The sequence below is a fragment of the Azospirillum sp. genome, assembly GCF_050789165.1.
The window spans coordinates 62,159-80,169 of sequence record NZ_JBOZRT010000110.1; the positions used below are offsets into that span (position 1 = coordinate 62,159).

An 18,011-nucleotide genomic window follows, 5' to 3' on the forward strand; every position below is an offset into this window, starting at 1 on the left:
CATGCAGGTGCAGCGCCCGGCGCAACGGCTCGTCCTCGCGTCGGCTTCGCCGCGCCGACTCGACCTGTTGCGCCAGATCGGTCTCGTCCCCGACTCGGTGGACCCGGCCGACATCGACGAAACGCCGCTTCCCCGCGAACTGCCGCCGCACCACGCCGCCCGCCTGGCGCTGGCCAAGGCGCGCGCGGTGGCGGACCGCCATCCCGACGCCGTCGTGCTGGCTGCCGACACCGTGGTCGCCTGCGGCCGCCGCATCCTCCCCAAGGCCGAGACCGAGTCGCAGGCCCGATCCTGCCTGAGCCTGTTGAGCGGCAGGCGCCACCGTGTGCTGGGCGGCGTGGCGCTGCTCATCCCCGGAGCGGAGCGGCCCATCGAGCGACTCGTCCGCACCGACGTTACCTTCAAGCCGCTGTCGCACGAGGAGACCGAGTCCTACATCGCCTCCGGCGAATGGCACGGCAAGGCCGGCGGCTACGCCATCCAGGGGCGGGCGGCGGCGTACGTGCGGTGGATCGGCGGCTCCTACTCCAACGTCGTCGGGCTGCCGCTGTTCGAGGTGGCCGGCATGCTGCGCGGCGCCGGCTTCCCGCTGCCCTGAGGATGACGTGATGACCCCGCGGGAGATCCTGGTCGATCGGGATGGGCCGCTGACGCGAGCGGCGGTGCTGACCGGCGGCCGGCTCAGCGACCTCTACATCGACAACGCCGAGCGGCCGTCGCTGCTCGGCTCCATTTTCTTGGGCCGGGTCGAGCGGATCGCCACCGGGCTGGACGCCGCCTTCATCGACCTCGGCATCGGAAAGTCCGGCCTGCTCGGCGTCGCCGACGCGCGCGGTCCGAAGGGCAGGGTGGAACGCATCGGCACGCTGCTGCGCACCGGGCAATCCGTGCTGGTTCAGGTGAAGGCCGACGCGGTTGGGGCCAAGGGGCCGACGCTGACCATGGACGTCACGCTGCCCGGCCGCTTCCTGGTGCACGCGCCGCTGGGGCGCGGCATCGCGGTGTCGAAGCGCCTCGCCCAGGGACCGGCCAAGGCCGACTTGGTGCGGCGGCTGGAGGCGGTGGTGCTGGGCGAGGGCTGGATCGCCCGCTCTGGCGCCGGCACCGCCGATCCGGACCTGCTGGCGCAGGAGGCCGAGGCTCTGGTGCTGGCGTGGCGCGCCGTGCGGATGCAGGCGGACGGCCCGGCGCCGGCCCTGGTGCGCTCCGGCTCCAACGCCGCCCAGCGCGCGCTGATCGAGCACGGCACGCCATCGCGAATCGCCGTGGAGGGGAGGGACCTCGCGGCATCCTTGGCCGCGTGGTGCACCGAGTTCGCTCCCGATCTCGCGGGCCGCGTCGAGGCGTACACCGCTACGCCCGGTCTGTTCGAGATGAGCGACCTCGATTCGGAGATCGACACGCTGCTTGGCACCCGCGTGCCGCTGTCGGCCGGCGGTTCGCTGGTGATCGAGCGGACCGAGGCGCTGACCGTGGTGGACGTCAATGCCGGCGAGCGCGGCAACGCGCTGGACGCCAACCTGGAGGCGGCGCGCGAGATCGCCCGCCAGCTGCGGCTGCGCAACGTCGGCGGAATCGTGGTGGTGGACTTCGTCAACATGAAGAGCCGCGGCGAGGCGGAGCGTCTGCTGACCGCGCTGTCGGCCGCGGTGGCCGACGACCCGGCGCAGACCCAGGTCTATGGCCTGTCCAAGCTGGGCTTGGTGGAGATGACGCGGGCGCGACGGGGCACGGCGCTGGCCGATCTGCTGGTGCCCGACTCACGTGGAGGGAACCCATGACAGAGCGTGCCTCCGGCACCGGAGCCTGTCCGATCTGCGGAAAGCCGGCGGCGACCGAGTACCGTCCGTTCTGCTCGAAGCGCTGTGCCGACGTGGATCTGTCGCGCTGGCTGGGCGGCGTCTATCGGGTCGAAACCGAGGAGAGTCCCGACGCTCCGAAAAAAGATGAGGACTAGCGAAAAAACATCGCGTTAGGGGCTGGACAGCCTCCGCGATTTTGCCTATAAGCGCCCCACCCCGGCGGGACGCGGAGCACCATCTCCGGAAAGCAACGACCGCCACGGCGCCCAGGTAGCTCAGCTGGTAGAGCAGGGGACTGAAAATCCCCGTGTCGGCGGTTCGATTCCGTCCCTGGGCACCACTTTCTCCTCCCCAAAATGACCCATCGTCGCACGCGTCTGTCAAATCCGCGTGGCCTCTTGCATTTCGCCCCCAGCGCGCACGTCGTGCTGAAAGGCGACTCTGCAATGGGGCGTGCTCACGCCTCTTTCGGGACGTCGTCCAGGTGCGTGGTCGGGGTGATGCGGGCGAAGTGGATGAGGATCGTGGTCCCCTCGCCCTCGCGGCTGCGTGCCGTGACGGATCCGGCCAGCGCCAGCGTGACCAGATTGTAGACCATGTTGAGACCGAGGCCGAGCTTGCCGTCGGCCCGACGCGTCGTGAAGAACGGATCGAAGATGCGGCCGATGTCCGGCTCCGGGATGCCGCGCCCGTTGTCGCTGCAGCGCAACTCGACGGCGTCCTCGCCGTCCGGCTGGAACTCCACCCGCACGCGGCCGGCCTGTCCGGGGGCGAAGGCGTGATCCAGCGCATTCATCGCCAGATTGATGATGATCTGGTCGATGGCGCCGGGGCTGCATTCGATGTCGAGGTCGGCGGGACCGGACACGTCGATGGTGCAGCCGTGGTCGCGGAACGGACGTTCCAGGCTGATGACCACGTCGTCCAGGTGGTCCTTCAGCCGGAAGCGCTGTCGGCCGTCCTCGGCGCGGTCTACGGCGACGCGCTTGAAGCTCTGCACCAGCGCTGCCGTGCGTTGGCTGCTGGCGACGGCCAGGGCGACGGTCTCCGCCGCGTCGTCGAGGAAGGCGGTGAAGTCGGCGCGGGTCAGCCGGCCTTCGGCGTTCTTTGTGCGGATCCGCTCGACTTCGTCGGCCAAATGCGAAGATGCGGTCACCAGCACGCCGACCGGCGTGTTGATCTCGTGCGCCACCCCTGACACCATCTGGCCCAGCGAGGCCATGCGCTCGGCCAGGATCAACGACTGCTGCGCCTGCTGCAGGTCGCGCAATGCCCACAGCGCCTCGGTGCGTGCCTGCTCCAGCGCGGCGCGGCGCTCTTCCGCCTGCACGGTCATGCGGTTGAAGGCGAGGACGACTTCGCCCAGCTCGTCGTTCGAGCGCCACGGGATGGCCACATCGCCCGGTTCGCGCTCGTGCTGGCGGATGCCAGCCAGCAGGTGGGCGAGCGGCGCGCCGATCAGCCGGCGGAACACCACCAGCGCCACCACCCCCAGCGTCGCGGTGAGCGGCAGCAGGCTCAGCACGCCCTGCCAGAACCGCTCGGCGAGGCGGGCGTTGACGCTTTCCGTCGACGTGCCGACGTCGAGCCGGCCGATGAGCGCGCCGTCTTTCACGATGTCCACCGACAGGATGCGGTCGGGTGGCAGATGCTCCAGGCAATCCGGGTTGGGAGCGGTCAGGGTGCGGCCGGTCAGCCGGTCGCTCTGACGCGCGCACAGCACATCCGGGTGCGACAGCATGCCGGCCAGCACGCCCTCGATGCTCGCCCTGTTGAACGACCAGATCGGTTCGCGCAGGGCAGCGGCGCTGGCCTCCGCGAACTCGCGCAGTTCGCGCTGGGTGGCCTCCTGCAACTCGGCGCGGACCAGCGCGGTGGAGACCGCCGAGAACGCCAGGATGGTCAGCAGCACCGGTGGAACGGCCAGGACAAGGAACTTGATCCATAGACGCCGGGGCAGGGGAATGGTCATGGCGTCACGAGCGTGGCCGCACGTCGGTGGCGACCGTGAAGAAGTCCATGCGCGGGGTGATCTCCAGGTCGTGGCGCATCGCCCACAGCAGCGGGTCGAAGAACAGCGGGATGATCGCCACGTCCTCGGCGACCAGCCGCGCCACCGCACGCAGCTTCTCCTCGCGCGCGCTGCGGTCGACGGTGCCGAGCGCTTCGGCCGCCAGCCTGTCCAGCGTCCGGTTGGAGTAGCGGCCAAAGTTCACGGTGCCGGTGCCGCCGGCGCGGTCATGGGTCATCAGCACGTCGCGCAGCGGCTGCCCCAGCTCGCCCGAGGTGGTCGCCCAGCCGGAGATGAGGACGCCGAACTCGCGGTTGGCGCGCCGCTCCGAGTAGGCCTTCCCGGTCGCACCGTCGACCGTGACCCGCAGCCCGATGGCGCCGAGCATCTGCTCCAGCGCCTCGATCAGCGCGCGGCGCGAACCCAGGCCGAGGAACCGCATCTCGAAGCCGTCGGCGTAGCCGGCCTCGGCGAGCAGGCGGCGCGCCTTCTCCGGATCGTGGTCGGGCGGTGGCAGCGCCGGGTCGTGGCCGATCAGGCCGGGCGGCACCATCTGCCCGGCCGCGGCGCCGAATCCGCCCAGCACGCGCTCCGCCAGCGCCGGCCGGCTGATCGCCAGCGACAGCGCCTCCCGTACGCGGCGGTCCTTGAACGGGTTGCGGCCGTTGGTGCCGGCAACGTGAGGCGGCGGCTCGCGTTCCTGGTCCACCTGCATGTACCAGAGCAGCGCCGACTCCGCCTGCACGATACGGACGCTGGGCCAAGACTTGAGGAAGTCCAGCGTCTCGACGGCGACGCGGTCGATGATGTCCGACTCGCCGGCGATGACCGAGCGGATGCGCGCCACCTCGTCGGCGATGGTGCGGATCGACACGGCCGACCAAGCCGGCCGGGCGCCCCAGTAGGCATCGTTGCGCACGAAGCGGCTGACGCCGTCGCGCTGGAACGACACCAGCCGGAACGGGCCGGTGCCGACGGCCTCGCGGCCATCGTCGAACCGCTCCTGCGGCGCCCAGGTGGCGCCGGTGCAGCCCTCGGGGTGGAACAGCGGCTCGGTGCCGGCTGGTGCGCGGACAATCGCGATCTGGCTCAGGGCCGAGGGGATGCCCGGGTCGGGATCGCGGGTGCGGACGACGACGGTGCCGGGGCCGGGGGCCGTCACCTCCTCGATCCCGCGCAGGGAGCCTTTGAAGGGAACCGCGCCGCCGGGCAGGGCGCGCACACGGCACAGGCTGTACAGCACGTCGCGGGCGGTGAAGAGGCTGCCATCGTGGAACGTCACGCCGGAGCGTAGCGTGAACTCCCAACGTCGGTCGTCGAGCATGCGCCAGCCGGTTGCCAGCCGCGGTACCGGCTGCAGACGGGCGTCGCGCTCCACCAGCGGCTCGAAAGCGTGGCGGGCGAAGCTGTTGTGGGAGCGCAGGTTGTCGCGCTGAGGGTCGGCGGTGCTGACCTCCTCCGACAGGGCGATGCGCAGTTCCTGCGCCCGCGCCATAGAGGACAGGGGGAGCACCGACAAGACAAAAGCGGACAGGGCGGCGATAGGTTTCGCGAGGCCCGACGGCGACATCCCCCCTCCGCAACCGCGTTGACCCGTCGGTGCAGTATATGTGCTACCGAAGGGGTTGGCGACGGTGACGATGGGAGACGGTGCCGGCCGTCCTATGACTCCGCGGCGAGCACCGTGCGCACCGCGTCCGGAGCCATGACGTTGACCGGCGGGCAGCGCTTCACGTCACGGCCCTGGCAGCCGTCCAGAAGCGTCCGGCACATCGGCACGGGTGGGTGGGGCCCGCCGAATTCCCGCTCGGCGCGAGCGATGGCGATGGTCCGGGCGGTGGCGCGCAGGTCGGCCAGAGACTGGCCGGTGGTGCGGGCGGCGACGCGGTGGGCGACCTCCTCCAGGCGGCGGTGCTCCTGGAGGTAGCGCTGCCGCTCCTTGCGGTACGCCGCATCGTTCTCGAAGTCGACGTAGGCGCAGCGTTCCAGTTTCAGCGGGATCGCCGGCAACAGGCGGGTGACCTCCTCGGCGTCGCGGGCGACGGCTTTCACCGGCGCGGCCGGCAGCGTGGTGCCGCAGGCCGCCAGGGTGGCCGCAAAGGCGGCCACCGTCAGGATGCGGATCATCGCCCGCTCAGCGGCCGGCCAGCGCGCCGGTCAGGCGGGTGCGGATGGCGGCGACGGCGCACTGCAGCGGCCGGTCGTCCTCCGGCTTCGGCGTGCCGGACATGGCCACGTCGGGGCACAGGTCCTCCATCCGCCAGCTGCGCGGCGGCGGCGGGGCCTTGGCGTCCGGGTCGCAGGTCGCGGGGTCGGGATGCGTCTCCTCGGCGTTGGCGGCGCTGGGCGGAGCGCCCGGCGGCGGCGGCGGGCCGGCCGGCCGGATCTCGAGGTTCGGCGAGATGCCGAAGCAGTCCACCAGCCCGCCCGACGGCCGGAAGTAGCGCGCCGTGGTCAACCGGATGCCGACGTCGCCCGACAGCGAGGAGATGGTCTGCACCGAGCCCTTGCCGTAGCTGCGGACGCCGAACAGCAGGGCGCGGTTGTGGTCCTGCAGCGCGCCGGCGACGATCTCCGACGCCGAGGCCGAGCCGCTGTTGACCAGCACCACCAGCGGCAGGCCCGGCAGCAGGTCGCCCGGCGTGCCGCTGTAGCGGCGGTTCTCATCCGGGTCGCGGCCGCGGACCGAGACGATCTCCACCGCCTCCAGGAAGCGGTCGGCGACGTTGACCGCCTGGTCGAGCAGGCCGCCCGGGTTGTTGCGCAGGTCGATGACGGCACCGGCCAGCTTGCCGGCGGTCTGCCGGCGCATGTCCTCCACCGCCTCGTCCAGGCTGTGCGCGGTCTGTTGGTTGAAGGCGGCGATGCGGATGTAGGCGACGTCGCCCTCCAGGCGGTAACGCACCGGCTGGATCTTCACCACCGCACGGGTCAGCGACACCCGCACGGGCGCATTGGCGTTCGAGCGCTGCAGCGTCAACGCCACCGAGGTGCCGACCGGGCCGCGCATGCGCGCCACCGCGTCGCGCAGGTTCATGCCTTTCACCTGCGTCTCGTCGATGCGGGCGATCAGGTCGCCGGTGCGCAGCCCGGCGCGGGCGGCGGGGGAGCCGTCGATCGGGCTGACCACGCGGACCAGTCCCGAGTCGTCGTCCATGGTGACCTCGATGCCGAGGCCGCCGAACTCGCCCTGCGTCTGCTCGCGCATGTAGCGGAAATGTTCGGAGTCGAGGAAGCTCGAGTAGGGGTCGAGCGACGTCAGCATGACGTCCAGCGCGCTTTCGGTCAGCGCGCGGTCGCCGGCGGACGGATCCTCCTTCTTCTTCTTCTGCAGGCCCTGGACGGCCTTGTCGACCAGCACCTGCGGGTCGAAGGGCTTCACGTGCTCGGTCAGCACGCGGCGCATCACGTCGGCGAACAGGATGTAGTTGCGGTCGGAGGTGCTGGGCAGCGTGCCGCTGGGGCGGACCTTGGCGTACTCATGCCGGTAGCGGTCGAGCGCCGCGCCGACGTCGGCGCGGCTGGCCGGCGCCACCGCGCACGCCGTGCCGGAGCCCACCAACAGCATCACCAGCGCCACCAGCAGCTTCCCCATCCTGCGCCCCTCTCGGCTCACCGGCTCCGCCGGCCTCATGCTGGTCATCGACGTCATCGCACCACGTGGTTCGTCCGGGTCACCGGGGCCGGAGACGCACGGGCGCGCCGCGGCACGCACCGGGGCCCCGGTGACCCGCCCGAAAGGTAGCATGGCGCGTCGCCGATAACAAATTGGCCACGGCACGGCCGCGCTTCCGTACCAGACATGGGGTCGGGACGCGCGGTTTGCCCGGCGCGTCCCATCGAATCACGCGATATCGGCGGAAATGCGGCGTTCAGTAAGCGCCGCGGCCGGACACCATGACCCGCACGGTCTTCAGCAGGATGGCCACGTCGCCCCAGAAGCTCCAGCCGAAGGCGTAGGCGGTGTCGAGCTGCACGCGTCGACCGTAATCCACGTCGTTGCGGCCGCTGACCTGCCACAGGCCGGTCAGACCCGGCCGGCACTGCCTGTAGACGGCATAGCAGACACGGTAGCGCGCCACCTCGTCGTCGACGATAGGGCGCGGGCCGACGAGGCTCATCTCGCCCTTCAGCACGTTGAGGAGCTGAGGCAACTCGTCCAGGCTGGTGCGACGCAGGAAGCGGCCGATCCGGGTGACGCGCGGATCGTCCTTCAGCTTGTGGGTCGCCGCCCACTCGGCGCGGGCGGCCGGGTCGCGCCTCAGGAGATCCTGGAACACCTCGTGGGCGTTGGCGACCATGGAGCGGAACTTCCAGCAGGTGAAGGTCCGCCCGTCGGCACCGATGCGCCGGTGCCCGAACACCACCGGGCCGCCGTCCATCCCGACCAGCAGCGCGATCAGCAGCATCGGCGCTGCGAACACCAGCAGCAGAGCCAAAGCCCCCACCACGTCCACCGCCCGCTTCAGCCGGTTGGCATGCAGCGGGCGCGGCGGCGCCGAGGGTAAGCCGGCCAGCCGTAGGGTTTGCAGCGTCGCCATCGCATCCTCGTGGTCGGAGACGCCGCGTTCAACAGGCCGGGCGGGATTCCGGAACGCCGGGGATGCGGGTCATCCGAGAGGCAAGAGCGCATCCGGATGACCGCGACGGGGGAGGATCAGCAAATCCGGGGAAGCTGCTCGCCGCTCAGCCAATCAACGATTCGCTTGCCGCCGAAGCGGGTTTCCATCTGGACGAAATGGTGCGCGTCCTCATGCACCGTGCCGATAGCGGCGGCGTCGCGGCCGAGCGGGTGGTCGCGCATGGTGGACAGCAGGCGCTCGGCGTCCGTGGGCGCGCAGATGGCGATCAGCTTGCCCTCGTTGGCGACGTAGAGCGGGTCGAGACCAAGCAACTCGCACGCCGCCGCCACCTCGCCGCGCAGCGGCACGGCGGCCTCGCGGATCAGCATGCCGACGCCGGACTGGTGGGCGATCTCGTTCAGCGTGGTCGCAAGCCCGCCGCGCGTCGGGTCGCGCAGAACGTGCACGTCCGGCGCCGCGGCCACCATGGCGGCCACCAGCGTGTGCAGCGCCGCGCTGTCGGACACGACGGCGGTGTCGAAGGTCAGGCTCTCGCGGGTGGACATGATGGCAACGCCATGGTCGCCCATGGTGCCGCTGACCAGGATGACGTCGCCGGGCCGGGCGCGGTCGCCGGAGGGGGCTACGCCGTCCGGCACCACGCCGATGCCGGTGGTGGTGATGAAGACGCCGTCGCCCTTGCCGCGCTCCACCACCTTGGTGTCGCCGGTGACCACCGGCACGCCGGCGTCGCGCGCGGCGGCGGCCATGGAGTCGACGATCCGCTTGAGGTCGGCGAGGGCGAAGCCCTCCTCCAGGATGAAACCGGCGGTGAGGTAGAGCGGCCGGGCGCCGGCCATCGCCACGTCGTTGACCGTGCCGTGCACCGCCAGCGAGCCGATGTCGCCGCCGGGAAAGAACAGCGGCGAGACCACGAAGCCGTCGGTGGTCACCACCATGCGCCCCGGCGGCGCGTCGAAGGCCGCTTGGTCGTTCTGCTGGTCGAGGTACGGGTTGGCGAAGGCCGCGGCGAACAGGTCGCGCACCAGCTGCGCCATCGCCTTGCCGCCCGACCCGTGGCTCATGTCCACGGCCCCGGCGGCGAGGTCGAGCTTGCGGGTGAACAGGCGGCTCATGCGCCGGCCTCCGCGGTCACGCCCGCTTCCGCCAGCAGCGCCAGCGTCTTCTCCGCCTCGGCGCGGTCGAGGCGGGTGAGCGCGTAGCCGACGTGGACGATCACGTAGTCGTCCACCGCCACCCCCTCGACCAGGGCCAGCGACACCGGCATGGTCACGCCGCCGAGGTTCACGGTGGCGCGGTCCTCGTCCAGGAGGGCCACCACGCGGGCGGGTACGGCCAGGCACATCGGTTCACGTCTCCATCACGCTGAGCGCCCCGACCCAGGCTTGGCCGAGGCTGAGGGCGCCGTCGTTGGCCGGCGCCCGGCGGGGCAGCAGCGCCCCGACGCCACGCGCCGCGAAGGCTGATACCAGTCCCTCGGCCAGCACGCCGTTCATCAGGCAGCCGCCGGACAACGCGATGCGGTCGAGGCGGCGTGCCTCCAGTTCCGGCATCGTCCAGTCCACCAGCGCTGCGGCCAGGGTGCCATGAAACAGGTCGGCCCCCTCCGCCGCATTGACCTGCAACAATCGTTCGAGCAGCGGAGTGAGGTCGAGCACGCCGTCGGTCACGCTCCAGGCGCCTTCGGCGACCTTGGGAGCGCGCACCAGCGATTCCAGCGCCATCGGCGCCTCGCCCTCAAAGCCAGCTATCGCCCGCACGCCCAGCAGGCCGCAGGCGGCGTCGAACCAGCGCCCGCAGGATGTGGTCGGCGGAGCGTTGAAGCCGCTCTCGATCACCCGCCGCACGCCCTCGGCCGGGCCGTGCGTGTGGAAACGCTCGGCGATCTCATCGGCGCGGCCGAGACGGGCGAGCGCCGCTGCCGCCATGCGCCAGGGCTGGCGCGCCGCCGCGTCGCCGCCGGGCTGGGCGAGCGGGGCGAGGTGGCCGACGCGCTCGAACCGCGGGCCGTCGACCAGCAGCATCTCGCCGCCCCAGGCGCCGCCGTCGGAGCCCAGGCCGAAGCCGTCGAGCGCCAAGCCGAGCGCCGGGCCGGCCACGCCGTGCTCGGCCAGCACCGCGGCGATATGGGCGTGGTGGTGCTGCACGGGGACGGCGGGCAGGCCGAGGCGCTCGGCGAAGCGGGTGCTCTGGAAATCCGGGTGAAGGTCGTGGGCGACGGCGGCGGGCTCCACCTCCAGGATGTGCAGGAGATGGGCGACGGTCTCCTCCAGGAAGCCGACGGTTGCGGCGTTGTCGAGGTCGCCGATGTGCTGCGACAGGAACGCTTCCGCGCCGCGGGTGACGCAGACGGTGGCCTTGAGGTGGCCGCCGACTCCGAGGATGGGGGGCACAGCGTGGGGCAGGCGGATCGGCATCGGCACGAAGCCGCGGGCGCGGCGAAGGAAGGCGGGGGCGCCGGCCAGGACACGGACGACGGAGTCGTCGGCGCGCACCACGATGTCCCGGTCGTGGTCGACGATCAGGTCGGCGATGCCGGCGAGGCGGCGGTGCGCTTCCCCGTTGCCGATGGCCAGCGGCTCGCCGCCGGGGTTGGCGGAGGTCATCACCAGGGCGAGCGGCTGCGGCGCGGCCAGCCACACCGTGCCGTCGGGGCGGCCGGCAGCTTCGTGGAAAAGCAGGTAATGCAGCGGCGTGTAGGGGAGCATGACGCCGAGCCACGCGAGGTCGGGGGCGATGGCGGGGGACAGCGCTGGTTGCCCCCTCCCTAACCCTCCCCCTCTTCGAGGTGGAGGGGACTGCCGCTGCTCTGCCCCCTCCACCGCGTCAGCGGGGGAGGGATGAAGAGGGGGCAAATGGCGCCGCCGCAACAGCACCACCGGCCGCGCCGGCCCTTCCAGCAGCGCGCGTTCCGCCGCGTTCACCTCCACCAGCCGCTCCGCCGACGGAGTGTTGGCGACCATGATCGCGAACGGTTTTCCGTTACGCTGCTTCAGCCGCCGCAGGCGGCCCACGGCCGTATCGTTCGTGGCGTCGCAAGCGAGGTGGAAGCCGCCAAGCCCCTTCAGCGCGACGATCTTGCCCGCCCGCAAGGCCGCCAGGACCTCCTCCACCGGGTGCGACAGGCGCGGGCCGCAGGCCGGGCAGGCGGTGGGCTGGGCGTGGAAGCGGCGGTCGGCTGGGTCGTGGTAGTCGGCGGCGCAGGCCTCGCAAAGCGGAAAGCCGGCCATCGACGTCTGCGGCCGATCGTAGGGCAGCCGCCGGGTGATGGTGAAACGAGGGCCGCAGTGCGTGCAGGTCAGGAACGGGTAGCGGTACCGCCGGTCGGCCGGGTCGAACAACTCGGCGAGGCAGGCGGGACAGACGGCCGCATCGGCGGTGACCGCGGTGGTGACGCGTTGCGTCGGGTCGCTGGCGCGAATGGCGACGTCCGTTTCACCGGGTACGGGAGGGACCTCCTGCGGCTCCACCGCGTCGACGCGGGCGAGCGGCGGGGCTTGCGCGGGCAGGGCGGCGAGGAAGTCGACGGTGTCCGGCCCCTGCACCTCCAGCAGCACGCCTTCACCATCGTTCAGCACCCAGCCGGTCAAGCCGTGCGCGCGGGCCAGCGCGTGGATGAAGGGGCGGAAGCCCACCCCCTGCACCTGCCCGCGGACCCGGACCCGGATGCGACGGACCGTCATCCCGGCCGCTTGGCCTTCGCCAGCCCGGCTTCGATCCAGGCGTACCACGCCTCCAGCCCTTCCCCGGACGTGGCGGAGACCGGCAGCACCTCCAGGTTCGGCTTGATCCGGCGGGCGTAGGCGATCATGCGCTCCACGTCGAAGGTCAGGTGCGGCAGCAGGTCCACCTTGGTGACCAGCAGCAGGTCGGCGGCAGCGAACATGTTCGGGTACTTGAGCGGCTTGTCCTCGCCCTCGGTCACCGAGAGCACGACCACCTTGTGCGCCTCGCCCAGGTCGAAGCCGGCCGGGCAGACGAGGTTGCCGACGTTCTCGATGAACAGCACGCCGTTCTCCGGCGTGCCGAGCCGGCCCAGCGCCTGCGTCACCATCTGGGCGTCGAGGTGGCAGCCCTTGCCGGTGTTGATCTGGATGGCCGGGGCACCGGTGGCGCGGATGCGGTCGGCGTCGAAGCTGGTCTGCTGGTCGCCCTCGATCACCGCCACCGGGAAGCGGCCCTTGAGGTCGGTCAGCGTGCGCGCCAGCAGCGTCGTCTTGCCCGACCCGGGGCTGGACATGAGGTTGAGGACGAAGGCTCCTTTGGCGGCGAACAGCTGGCGGTTCACCGCCGCGAAGCTGTCGTTCTTGGCGAGGATGTCCTGCTCGATCCGCACCAGCCGGGTCTGGCTCATGCCCGGAACCTCGGCGCCGGCCGGGCCGCGGCCGAGGTCGATCACCCCGTCGTCGTGGTGGTGATGGACTTCGTGATCGTGGTGGTGGTCGTGCTCGGGGCCGCCGTGATGCTCGTGGTGCTCGTGGTGGCTGTGGCGGATCACGGTGCCATCGGGCAGCACGTGCTCGTGGTCGCCGTGATCGTGGTCATGGTCATGCCCATGGTCATGGTCATGGTCATGGTCATGGTCATGGTCATGGTCATGGTCATGGTGGTGATCGTGGTGGTGATGGCCCTCGACCTTCGTCTCGCCGTCGCCGCAACCGCAGACCGTGCACATCACTCGACCTCCAAATCCTGGACGCGCATTTCCTCGCCGCCGGTGACGATCAGCTGGTGACCGGCGCAGCGCGGGCACGGGTCGAAGCGCTGCTCCAGCGGCACCGTCGCCTCGCACACCATGCAGAAGGCCTGGCCGGGCGGCCGTTCGATCTCCAGCACCGCGCCCTCCGCCAGCGTGCCGCGGCTGGCCGCGTCGAAGCCGAACTCTAGCGCCTGCGGCTCGACGTGGGAAAGCGCGCCGATGGACAGCCGGATGGCTTTGACCGTGCGGAAACCCTGCCGATCCGCCTGCTCGCGGCACAGCTCGATGATGCTCCGGCACAGGGCCAACTCGTGCATGCGGGCTCCGTCAGGCGGGAAGGGCGGTGTGGGGGGCGTAGCCGTCGGCCAGCGCCGCGACGGTGGAGGGCGGCGTCAGCAGGCGGGCCGCGCCGGACGGGCGCGGCCGGCGCTCGCCGTAGCCGCCGGGCGTCCACGCGTGCAGCGCGCCGCCGTGCAGCAGCCACACGGTGTCTGGCGTCCCGGGCAGCACGACCATCGCGCCGTCGGGCAGGGCGTCGAGAGTGGTGGTGTGTTCGGCGAGGCGTTCGGCGTGCAGGCGGGCGTCCAGCTCGGGTGCACGCGGCGGGGCGGGCAGGCCGTTGCCGTGCGCCCAGTGGCGGCGGAAGCGCTCGAAGTCGGCGCGGCGACACAGCGCGCACGGGCGGTGCCCGGCGGCGAGCGCCGTGGCCTCGTCGAGAAAGAACAGCTGTGTGGTCAGCCCCGGGCCGGACAACGGCAGCGGCGTGGATCGCGGGTAGTCGAGGCGGCAGCAGATCCAGGCGCGCACGCCCCAGCGCCGCGCGCCGATGTTGTCGGAGCGGCCGGTCAGGCAGCCGCGGTTGCCCAGAAAGGCGCCACGCGCGGGCGTGGCGATGAAGGTGCCGAAGGGGGTGACGCGATTCTGGCGGGGCATGCCGGTCAGCCCTCCCGCTCGACGTCGATGCCGAAGGCTACGCACGGGTCGAGCGCCGCAGCCAGCAATCCGGCGCGCTCCAGCAGGTCGACGCTGTCCGATGCGCCGACGAGGCCGCGGGCGAGCGGGCCGTCGGGGTGGAAGTTCCACTCGGTGGGCGCCGCGGTGCGGTAATCGGCGATGCGCCCCTGCTCCAGCCGCACCCAGTGCGCCAGCCGGCCGCGCGCCGTCTCCACCACGCCGGCGCCCTCGCCGGGGGCGGTGCGCTCGACGCCGGGACCGGCGGGCGCCACCTCCTCGGCCAGCTCGGCGATGCGGGCGGGGAGCCCAGCCAGCTCGGCCAGCCGCGCCGTGGCGTGGGCGGCGAGGCCGGAGCCGAAGCGTTCCAGAATCCCGGTCACCGGCGGCTGGTCGGCCATGCGGGCCAGCGGGCCGGTGTGGGCCGGCGCGCCGCCGTCGTGTGGGCGGGCGCCGAAACCGGGATCGGCGGTGAGGCGGCGGGCGTACCACGCCGCCGGCCGGTCCGCCAGCGGGGCAACGGCGCAGGCGCCGAAGCCCGGTGCGTCGAGCGCGCGGCGCAACAGCCGGGCGGCCGGTGTCGCGCCCTGCCCGGCCCAGGTGGCGAGGTCGTCGAACTCGGCCGGGAAGGGTGCGCCGCCCAGCATCGTCTGCGCGACGTGGGCGTCCAGCCGCGCAACGGCGGTGGCCAGGGAGGCGCGATTCGGCCGCAGGGTCCCGCCGCCGGGGCGCAGGTGGTCGCGCTCCGGATAGAGCGCCGGCAGGATGCCCGCGGTCACCGCGCGCAGCGTGGCGAGGTGCTGGGGGGCCGGCGGTTCACCCAGGCGGTGCGGACCATCCATGAAGATGTTCCAGGCGTGGCTGGCCAGCGTCTCGGCGAGCACCAGCAGCGTGCGCGCTGTGCGGTGCCCTGGGGCTGGTTCGAGGCCGAGCGCCGCCTCGCACGCCGACAGCGCGGCGATTCCCTGCGCCATGCCGCAGACGCTGAACAGCAGCGGTATCAAGCGCAACGCCTCGGCCACGGTCTTGCCGCGCAAGGCGGCGGCGACGTCGGTGGGGCGGTGCACGGCGACGCGCGCGGCGCGGACCGTGCCGCCGGAGACCGTCAGGCGGATGGCGACGCTGCCTTCGGGCGCGCCGCTCATCCCCGTCCGCCGAACAGCGCGCGGCGCGATCGCGGCGGCTTCGCCGGCTTGGCGCCCACCGGCGGCGGGGCGGGGGGCAGTGAGGGTTCCGGAATCTCCGGCGTTTCCTCGGCCGTCTTCGGCACCAGCAGCGCGTCGAGGGCGGCGTGCGCGGCCTCGCGGGCGTCGTCCTGGTCGCGCAGCAGGGTCATGTCGGATACCGCGGAAATGACCGCCAGCGTGCCGAGCGCGCCGACGCGCGCCGCCTTGAAGGCGAAGGCGCCGGCCGGCAGCGTCTCCACCGTCTGGTCGCCATCGTTCAGGGCCATCCAGCGCGCCGGGGCGTGCGGGACCAGCACGGCGTTCAGCGTCCACGGCGCGATCAGCATGCCGAGCCAGGCGAAGCCCCCATCGGACAAAGTGATTTCGCGGAAGCCGACCGCCTCGACCGCGAGCGCCGTGTTGCAGACCGACAACCCCTTCATGTCGGTGTCGGCGACGACGCGGTAGGCGGCGACCAGGGCATCGACGCGGTCCCGCATCGGATCGGCACCGGGCGCGGCTGGGAAGAAGCCGTGCTGCGGCCCGCCGCAGCCGGGGCAGCGCCAGTGCGCCGGCAGGCGGCCGAAGCTGACGCCCGGCGGGACCTCGCGCAACGGGTCCCCCGAGCGGCCATCGTAGACGGTGCCGCAGGTGCCGCAGCGCGGCGTCTCGTCGAGGGCGAAGCCGGCGCTCGTCATGGGGCGGTCTCACGGGCGGCGATGAGGTCGGCGAACAGGTGGTCGGTGTTCTCGCCGCGCGCCGACAGCAGGATGGCGTCCAGCGCGTCGTTGAGCGGGGCGACCTCGTCCGCCTCCAACTCGCGCACGGCGTTGCTCAGGTGAACCAGCACCCAGCCGCCGGCCGGCACCTCGCCGACCAGCAGCAGGTTGACCATGCGCTCCTCCCCCCGCCCGGTGCAGCGGGCGAGGATTCCGTCGGTCTCCAGGACCTGCATGGGGATGCCGAGGCACATCGGTGATCGTTCCGGGGCGGTGTTCGGGAAGCGTCGGGTGAGCGGCGGTTGGCCGCATTGATGTGGGTCAACGGTGGGGGAGGGGCGGGACTACCCCCGCCGCACGATGTTCAGAAAGCCGGACACTTCGCTGCCCAGCTTCTGGCTTTCCGCCAGCAGCGCCTGCGCGGCTCCGAGCAGTTCCTCGGCGTTGGCGCCGGTCTCCTGCGCTTGGCGGGAGACACCGTCGATGCTGCCGGTGACCGCGCGGGTGCCACTGGATGCCTGCTGGACGTTGCGAGCGATCTCGTTGGTGGCGGCGCCCTGCTGCTCAACCGCGGCGGCGACCGTCGTGGTGATTTCGCTGATGCGGCGGATCGTGTCGACGATGCCGGAGATCGCGCCGACGGCGCGCTGCGTCTCGCCCTGGATGGCGCCGACCTGGGCCTGGATGTCCTCGGTGGCCTTGGCGGTCTGGTTGGCGAGGTTCTTCACCTCCGAGGCCACGACCGCGAAGCCCTTGCCCGCTTCGCCCGCACGGGCGGCTTCGATCGTGGCGTTCAGCGCCAGCAGGTTGGTCTGGCTGGCGATGGAGTTGATGAGGCTCACCACCTCGCCGATGCGGTTGGCGGCGTCGGCGAGGCCCTGGACGGTCTCATTGGTGGTCCGCGCCTCGCCGACCGCGCGGTCAGCGACCGAACTGGCCTCGCCGACGTGGCGGCTGATCTCGCCGATGGAGGCGGTCAGCTCCTCGGCCGCCGCCGCCACCGTCTCGACGTTGGCGGAGGCGAGTTGCGAGGCCGACGACACGGTGCTCACCGCCGCCTGCGTCTCCTCGGCGGAGCGCGACAGGCGCTCGGCGTTGCCGCGCATGCGGGTGGCGCTGTCGGACACCGCGCGCACCACCACGTCGATGTTGCCGGCGAAGGTCTGGGTGGCGCGGTCGATCTCGGTGCGGCGGCGGGCCTGCTTGGCCTCGGCGTCGCGTTGGCGGCGTTCCGCCTCCTCGGCCTGCTGGAGGGAGTCCTTGAAGCCGGAGACGGCGCGGGCCATCGCGCCGATTTCGTCGCCGCGCCCGGTGTCGGTGATGGCGACGGCGTAGTCCCTGCGGCCCAGCGCGCCCATCACGTCGGACAGCCGGTGCACCGCGTCCATCTGCTGGCGGACGTACAGGTAGGTCAACGCGCACAGCGCGACGCCGATGAGCAGCGCCACGCCGGCGATGCGCCAGCCCAGCGCGCCCACCATGGCGTAGAAGTCCGATGACTTCATGCCCACGGCGATGGCGCCCAGCACCTTGCCCTGGGCGTCCTTCAGGGGCTCGTAGGAGACCAGGTACTTGGTGCCGAGCACGTCGGATTCGCCGAGAAACGGCACGCCACGCTGCATCACCTGCTCGTGGATGGCCGGCAGCATCCTGGTTCCCAGTGCGCGGGAGCCGTCGGCGGCGAACACCGTGGTGGCGATGCGGCTGTCGCCGCGGAAGATGGTGGAGGTGATGCCGAGCAGGCGCTTCAGGCTGTCCACCAGTTCGAAGTTGCCGTCGAGGGTGCGGCCGCCGACGGTCAGTTTGCCGTCCACCACCACATACGGTTCGCTCTTCGGGTTCAGAAGTTCGAGGGCCACCTTCATGTTCATGTCCTGCCTCTCCATCTCCTGCTGCTTGAGCTGGCTGGAGACGAAGTACAGGGCGATGAAGACGATGGCGGCGCAGCTGATGAGCGTGCCGACGATGTTCAGGGCAACCAGCTTCTGCGCGAGGGTCATCCGGTTGAGAAAGCGGGCCATGCGGAACTCCCAATGGATGCGGCGGGTCTCTGTCGGACCTCTTTTTGAGAATTGGAAGT

At 71.8% G+C, this 18,011-nt stretch carries 18 protein-coding genes and 1 tRNA gene; 4 read left to right on the forward strand and 15 right to left on the reverse strand.

What is annotated here, in order from left to right; genetic code table 11:
• Position 1 precedes the first annotated feature (1 nt).
• The 4 genes from ACRWK7_RS24935 to ACRWK7_RS24950 all read left to right on the forward strand — a co-directional run bounded on the left by ACRWK7_RS24935 (position 2) and on the right by ACRWK7_RS24950 (position 2,142).
• Positions 2–598 (forward strand): Maf family protein, encoded by a 597-nt coding sequence (locus ACRWK7_RS24935; protein ID WP_431859027.1) that lies wholly within the window; start codon positions 2–4, stop codon positions 596–598.
• 10 nt (positions 599–608) lie between these two features.
• Positions 609–1,781, forward strand: coding sequence for a ribonuclease E/G (locus tag ACRWK7_RS24940; protein WP_431859028.1), 1,173 nt, complete (start codon positions 609–611; stop codon positions 1,779–1,781).
• Positions 1,778–1,957, forward strand: coding sequence for a DNA gyrase inhibitor YacG (locus ACRWK7_RS24945; RefSeq protein ID WP_431859029.1), 180 nt, complete (start codon positions 1,778–1,780; stop codon positions 1,955–1,957). The genes ACRWK7_RS24940 and ACRWK7_RS24945 overlap by 4 nt, the downstream gene beginning before the upstream one ends.
• A gap of 109 nt (positions 1,958–2,066) precedes the next feature.
• Positions 2,067–2,142 (forward strand) — tRNA-Phe (locus ACRWK7_RS24950).
• Positions 2,143–2,259: 117 nt separating this feature from the next.
• Here the strand turns inward: ACRWK7_RS24950 and ACRWK7_RS24955 are convergent.
• From ACRWK7_RS24955 to ACRWK7_RS25025, 15 genes are all read right to left on the reverse strand, one after another.
• Positions 2,260–3,774, reverse strand: coding sequence for a sensor histidine kinase (locus tag ACRWK7_RS24955; protein WP_431859030.1), 1,515 nt, complete (start codon positions 3,772–3,774; stop codon positions 2,260–2,262).
• Positions 3,775–3,778: 4 nt separating this feature from the next.
• Complete coding sequence (locus ACRWK7_RS24960) at positions 3,779–5,326, reverse strand: ABC transporter substrate-binding protein (protein ID WP_431859116.1); 1,548 nt, start codon at positions 5,324–5,326, stop codon at positions 3,779–3,781.
• 149 nt (positions 5,327–5,475) lie between these two features.
• The gene (locus tag ACRWK7_RS24965) at positions 5,476–5,940 is read right to left on the reverse strand and encodes a hypothetical protein (protein WP_431859031.1); all 465 of its coding nucleotides are present in this window, start codon (positions 5,938–5,940) and stop codon (positions 5,476–5,478) included.
• A 7-nt stretch (positions 5,941–5,947) separates the two neighbouring features.
• Positions 5,948–7,408, reverse strand: a complete 1,461-nt coding sequence (locus ACRWK7_RS24970; RefSeq protein WP_431859032.1) for a S41 family peptidase — start codon at positions 7,406–7,408, stop codon at positions 5,948–5,950.
• 277 nt (positions 7,409–7,685) lie between these two features.
• Positions 7,686–8,354 carry a sugar transferase gene (locus ACRWK7_RS24975; RefSeq protein ID WP_431859033.1) on the reverse strand — a complete coding sequence of 223 codons (669 nt, stop codon included), beginning with the start codon at positions 8,352–8,354 and terminating at the stop codon, positions 7,686–7,688.
• A 116-nt stretch (positions 8,355–8,470) separates the two neighbouring features.
• Positions 8,471–9,511, reverse strand: coding sequence for a hydrogenase expression/formation protein HypE (hypE, locus tag ACRWK7_RS24980; protein WP_431859034.1), 1,041 nt, complete (start codon positions 9,509–9,511; stop codon positions 8,471–8,473).
• Positions 9,508–9,741, reverse strand: coding sequence for a HypC/HybG/HupF family hydrogenase formation chaperone (locus ACRWK7_RS24985; RefSeq protein WP_431859035.1), 234 nt, complete (start codon positions 9,739–9,741; stop codon positions 9,508–9,510). Before ACRWK7_RS24985 ends, hypE begins: the two co-directional genes overlap by 4 nt.
• 4 nt (positions 9,742–9,745) lie before the next feature.
• Positions 9,746–12,079, reverse strand: a complete 2,334-nt coding sequence (locus ACRWK7_RS24990) for a carbamoyltransferase HypF (RefSeq protein ID WP_431859036.1) — start codon at positions 12,077–12,079, stop codon at positions 9,746–9,748.
• The gene (hypB, locus tag ACRWK7_RS24995) at positions 12,076–13,071 is read right to left on the reverse strand and encodes a hydrogenase nickel incorporation protein HypB (protein ID WP_431859037.1); all 996 of its coding nucleotides are present in this window, start codon (positions 13,069–13,071) and stop codon (positions 12,076–12,078) included. The genes ACRWK7_RS24990 and hypB overlap by 4 nt, the downstream gene beginning before the upstream one ends.
• On the reverse strand, positions 13,071–13,412 hold the full coding sequence (gene hypA, locus ACRWK7_RS25000; RefSeq protein ID WP_431859038.1) for a hydrogenase maturation nickel metallochaperone HypA: 342 nt from the start codon (positions 13,410–13,412) through the stop codon (positions 13,071–13,073). Before hypA ends, hypB begins: the two co-directional genes overlap by 1 nt.
• A gap of 10 nt (positions 13,413–13,422) precedes the next feature.
• On the reverse strand, positions 13,423–14,028 hold the full coding sequence (locus ACRWK7_RS25005; protein ID WP_431859039.1) for a hypothetical protein: 606 nt from the start codon (positions 14,026–14,028) through the stop codon (positions 13,423–13,425).
• A gap of 5 nt (positions 14,029–14,033) precedes the next feature.
• Complete coding sequence (locus ACRWK7_RS25010) at positions 14,034–15,191, reverse strand: nickel-dependent hydrogenase large subunit (RefSeq protein WP_431859040.1); 1,158 nt, start codon at positions 15,189–15,191, stop codon at positions 14,034–14,036.
• Positions 15,188–15,910: a [NiFe]-hydrogenase assembly chaperone HybE gene (gene hybE / locus ACRWK7_RS25015; protein ID WP_431859041.1), complete on the reverse strand. Its 723-nt coding sequence runs from the start codon at positions 15,908–15,910 to the stop codon at positions 15,188–15,190. Before hybE ends, ACRWK7_RS25010 begins: the two co-directional genes overlap by 4 nt.
• Positions 15,907–16,185 carry a HypC/HybG/HupF family hydrogenase formation chaperone gene (locus ACRWK7_RS25020; protein WP_431859042.1) on the reverse strand — a complete coding sequence of 93 codons (279 nt, stop codon included), beginning with the start codon at positions 16,183–16,185 and terminating at the stop codon, positions 15,907–15,909. Before ACRWK7_RS25020 ends, hybE begins: the two co-directional genes overlap by 4 nt.
• A 90-nt stretch (positions 16,186–16,275) precedes the next feature.
• Complete coding sequence (locus ACRWK7_RS25025) at positions 16,276–17,952, reverse strand: methyl-accepting chemotaxis protein (protein ID WP_431859043.1); 1,677 nt, start codon at positions 17,950–17,952, stop codon at positions 16,276–16,278.
• Positions 17,953–18,011: the final 59 nt, after the last annotated feature.

What these genes read in the sequence shown, in the direction of transcription:
- ACRWK7_RS24985 (WP_431859035.1), bottom strand. Translation starts at nt 9,741, where the DNA reads ATGTGCCTGGCCGTACCCGCCCGCGTGGTGGCCCTCCTGGACGAGGAC.
- ACRWK7_RS24940 (WP_431859028.1), top strand. Translation starts at nt 609, where the DNA reads ATGACCCCGCGGGAGATCCTGGTCGATCGGGATGGGCCGCTGACGCGA.
- ACRWK7_RS24970 (WP_431859032.1), bottom strand. Translation starts at nt 7,408, where the DNA reads ATGGGGAAGCTGCTGGTGGCGCTGGTGATGCTGTTGGTGGGCTCCGGC.
- hypE (WP_431859034.1), bottom strand. Translation starts at nt 9,511, where the DNA reads ATGAGCCGCCTGTTCACCCGCAAGCTCGACCTCGCCGCCGGGGCCGTG.
- ACRWK7_RS25010 (WP_431859040.1), bottom strand. Translation starts at nt 15,191, where the DNA reads ATGAGCGGCGCGCCCGAAGGCAGCGTCGCCATCCGCCTGACGGTCTCC.
- ACRWK7_RS25025 (WP_431859043.1), bottom strand. Translation starts at nt 17,952, where the DNA reads ATGGCCCGCTTTCTCAACCGGATGACCCTCGCGCAGAAGCTGGTTGCC.
- hybE (WP_431859041.1), bottom strand. Translation starts at nt 15,910, where the DNA reads ATGACGAGCGCCGGCTTCGCCCTCGACGAGACGCCGCGCTGCGGCACC.
- ACRWK7_RS25020 (WP_431859042.1), bottom strand. Translation starts at nt 16,185, where the DNA reads ATGTGCCTCGGCATCCCCATGCAGGTCCTGGAGACCGACGGAATCCTC.
- ACRWK7_RS24965 (WP_431859031.1), bottom strand. Translation starts at nt 5,940, where the DNA reads ATGATCCGCATCCTGACGGTGGCCGCCTTTGCGGCCACCCTGGCGGCC.
- ACRWK7_RS24935 (WP_431859027.1), top strand. Translation starts at nt 2, where the DNA reads ATGCAGGTGCAGCGCCCGGCGCAACGGCTCGTCCTCGCGTCGGCTTCG.
- hypB (WP_431859037.1), bottom strand. Translation starts at nt 13,071, where the DNA reads ATGTGCACGGTCTGCGGTTGCGGCGACGGCGAGACGAAGGTCGAGGGC.
- ACRWK7_RS24955 (WP_431859030.1), bottom strand. Translation starts at nt 3,774, where the DNA reads ATGACCATTCCCCTGCCCCGGCGTCTATGGATCAAGTTCCTTGTCCTG.
- ACRWK7_RS25005 (WP_431859039.1), bottom strand. Translation starts at nt 14,028, where the DNA reads ATGCCCCGCCAGAATCGCGTCACCCCCTTCGGCACCTTCATCGCCACG.
- hypA (WP_431859038.1), bottom strand. Translation starts at nt 13,412, where the DNA reads ATGCACGAGTTGGCCCTGTGCCGGAGCATCATCGAGCTGTGCCGCGAG.
- ACRWK7_RS24945 (WP_431859029.1), top strand. Translation starts at nt 1,778, where the DNA reads ATGACAGAGCGTGCCTCCGGCACCGGAGCCTGTCCGATCTGCGGAAAG.
- ACRWK7_RS24975 (WP_431859033.1), bottom strand. Translation starts at nt 8,354, where the DNA reads ATGGCGACGCTGCAAACCCTACGGCTGGCCGGCTTACCCTCGGCGCCG.
- ACRWK7_RS24990 (WP_431859036.1), bottom strand. Translation starts at nt 12,079, where the DNA reads ATGACGGTCCGTCGCATCCGGGTCCGGGTCCGCGGGCAGGTGCAGGGG.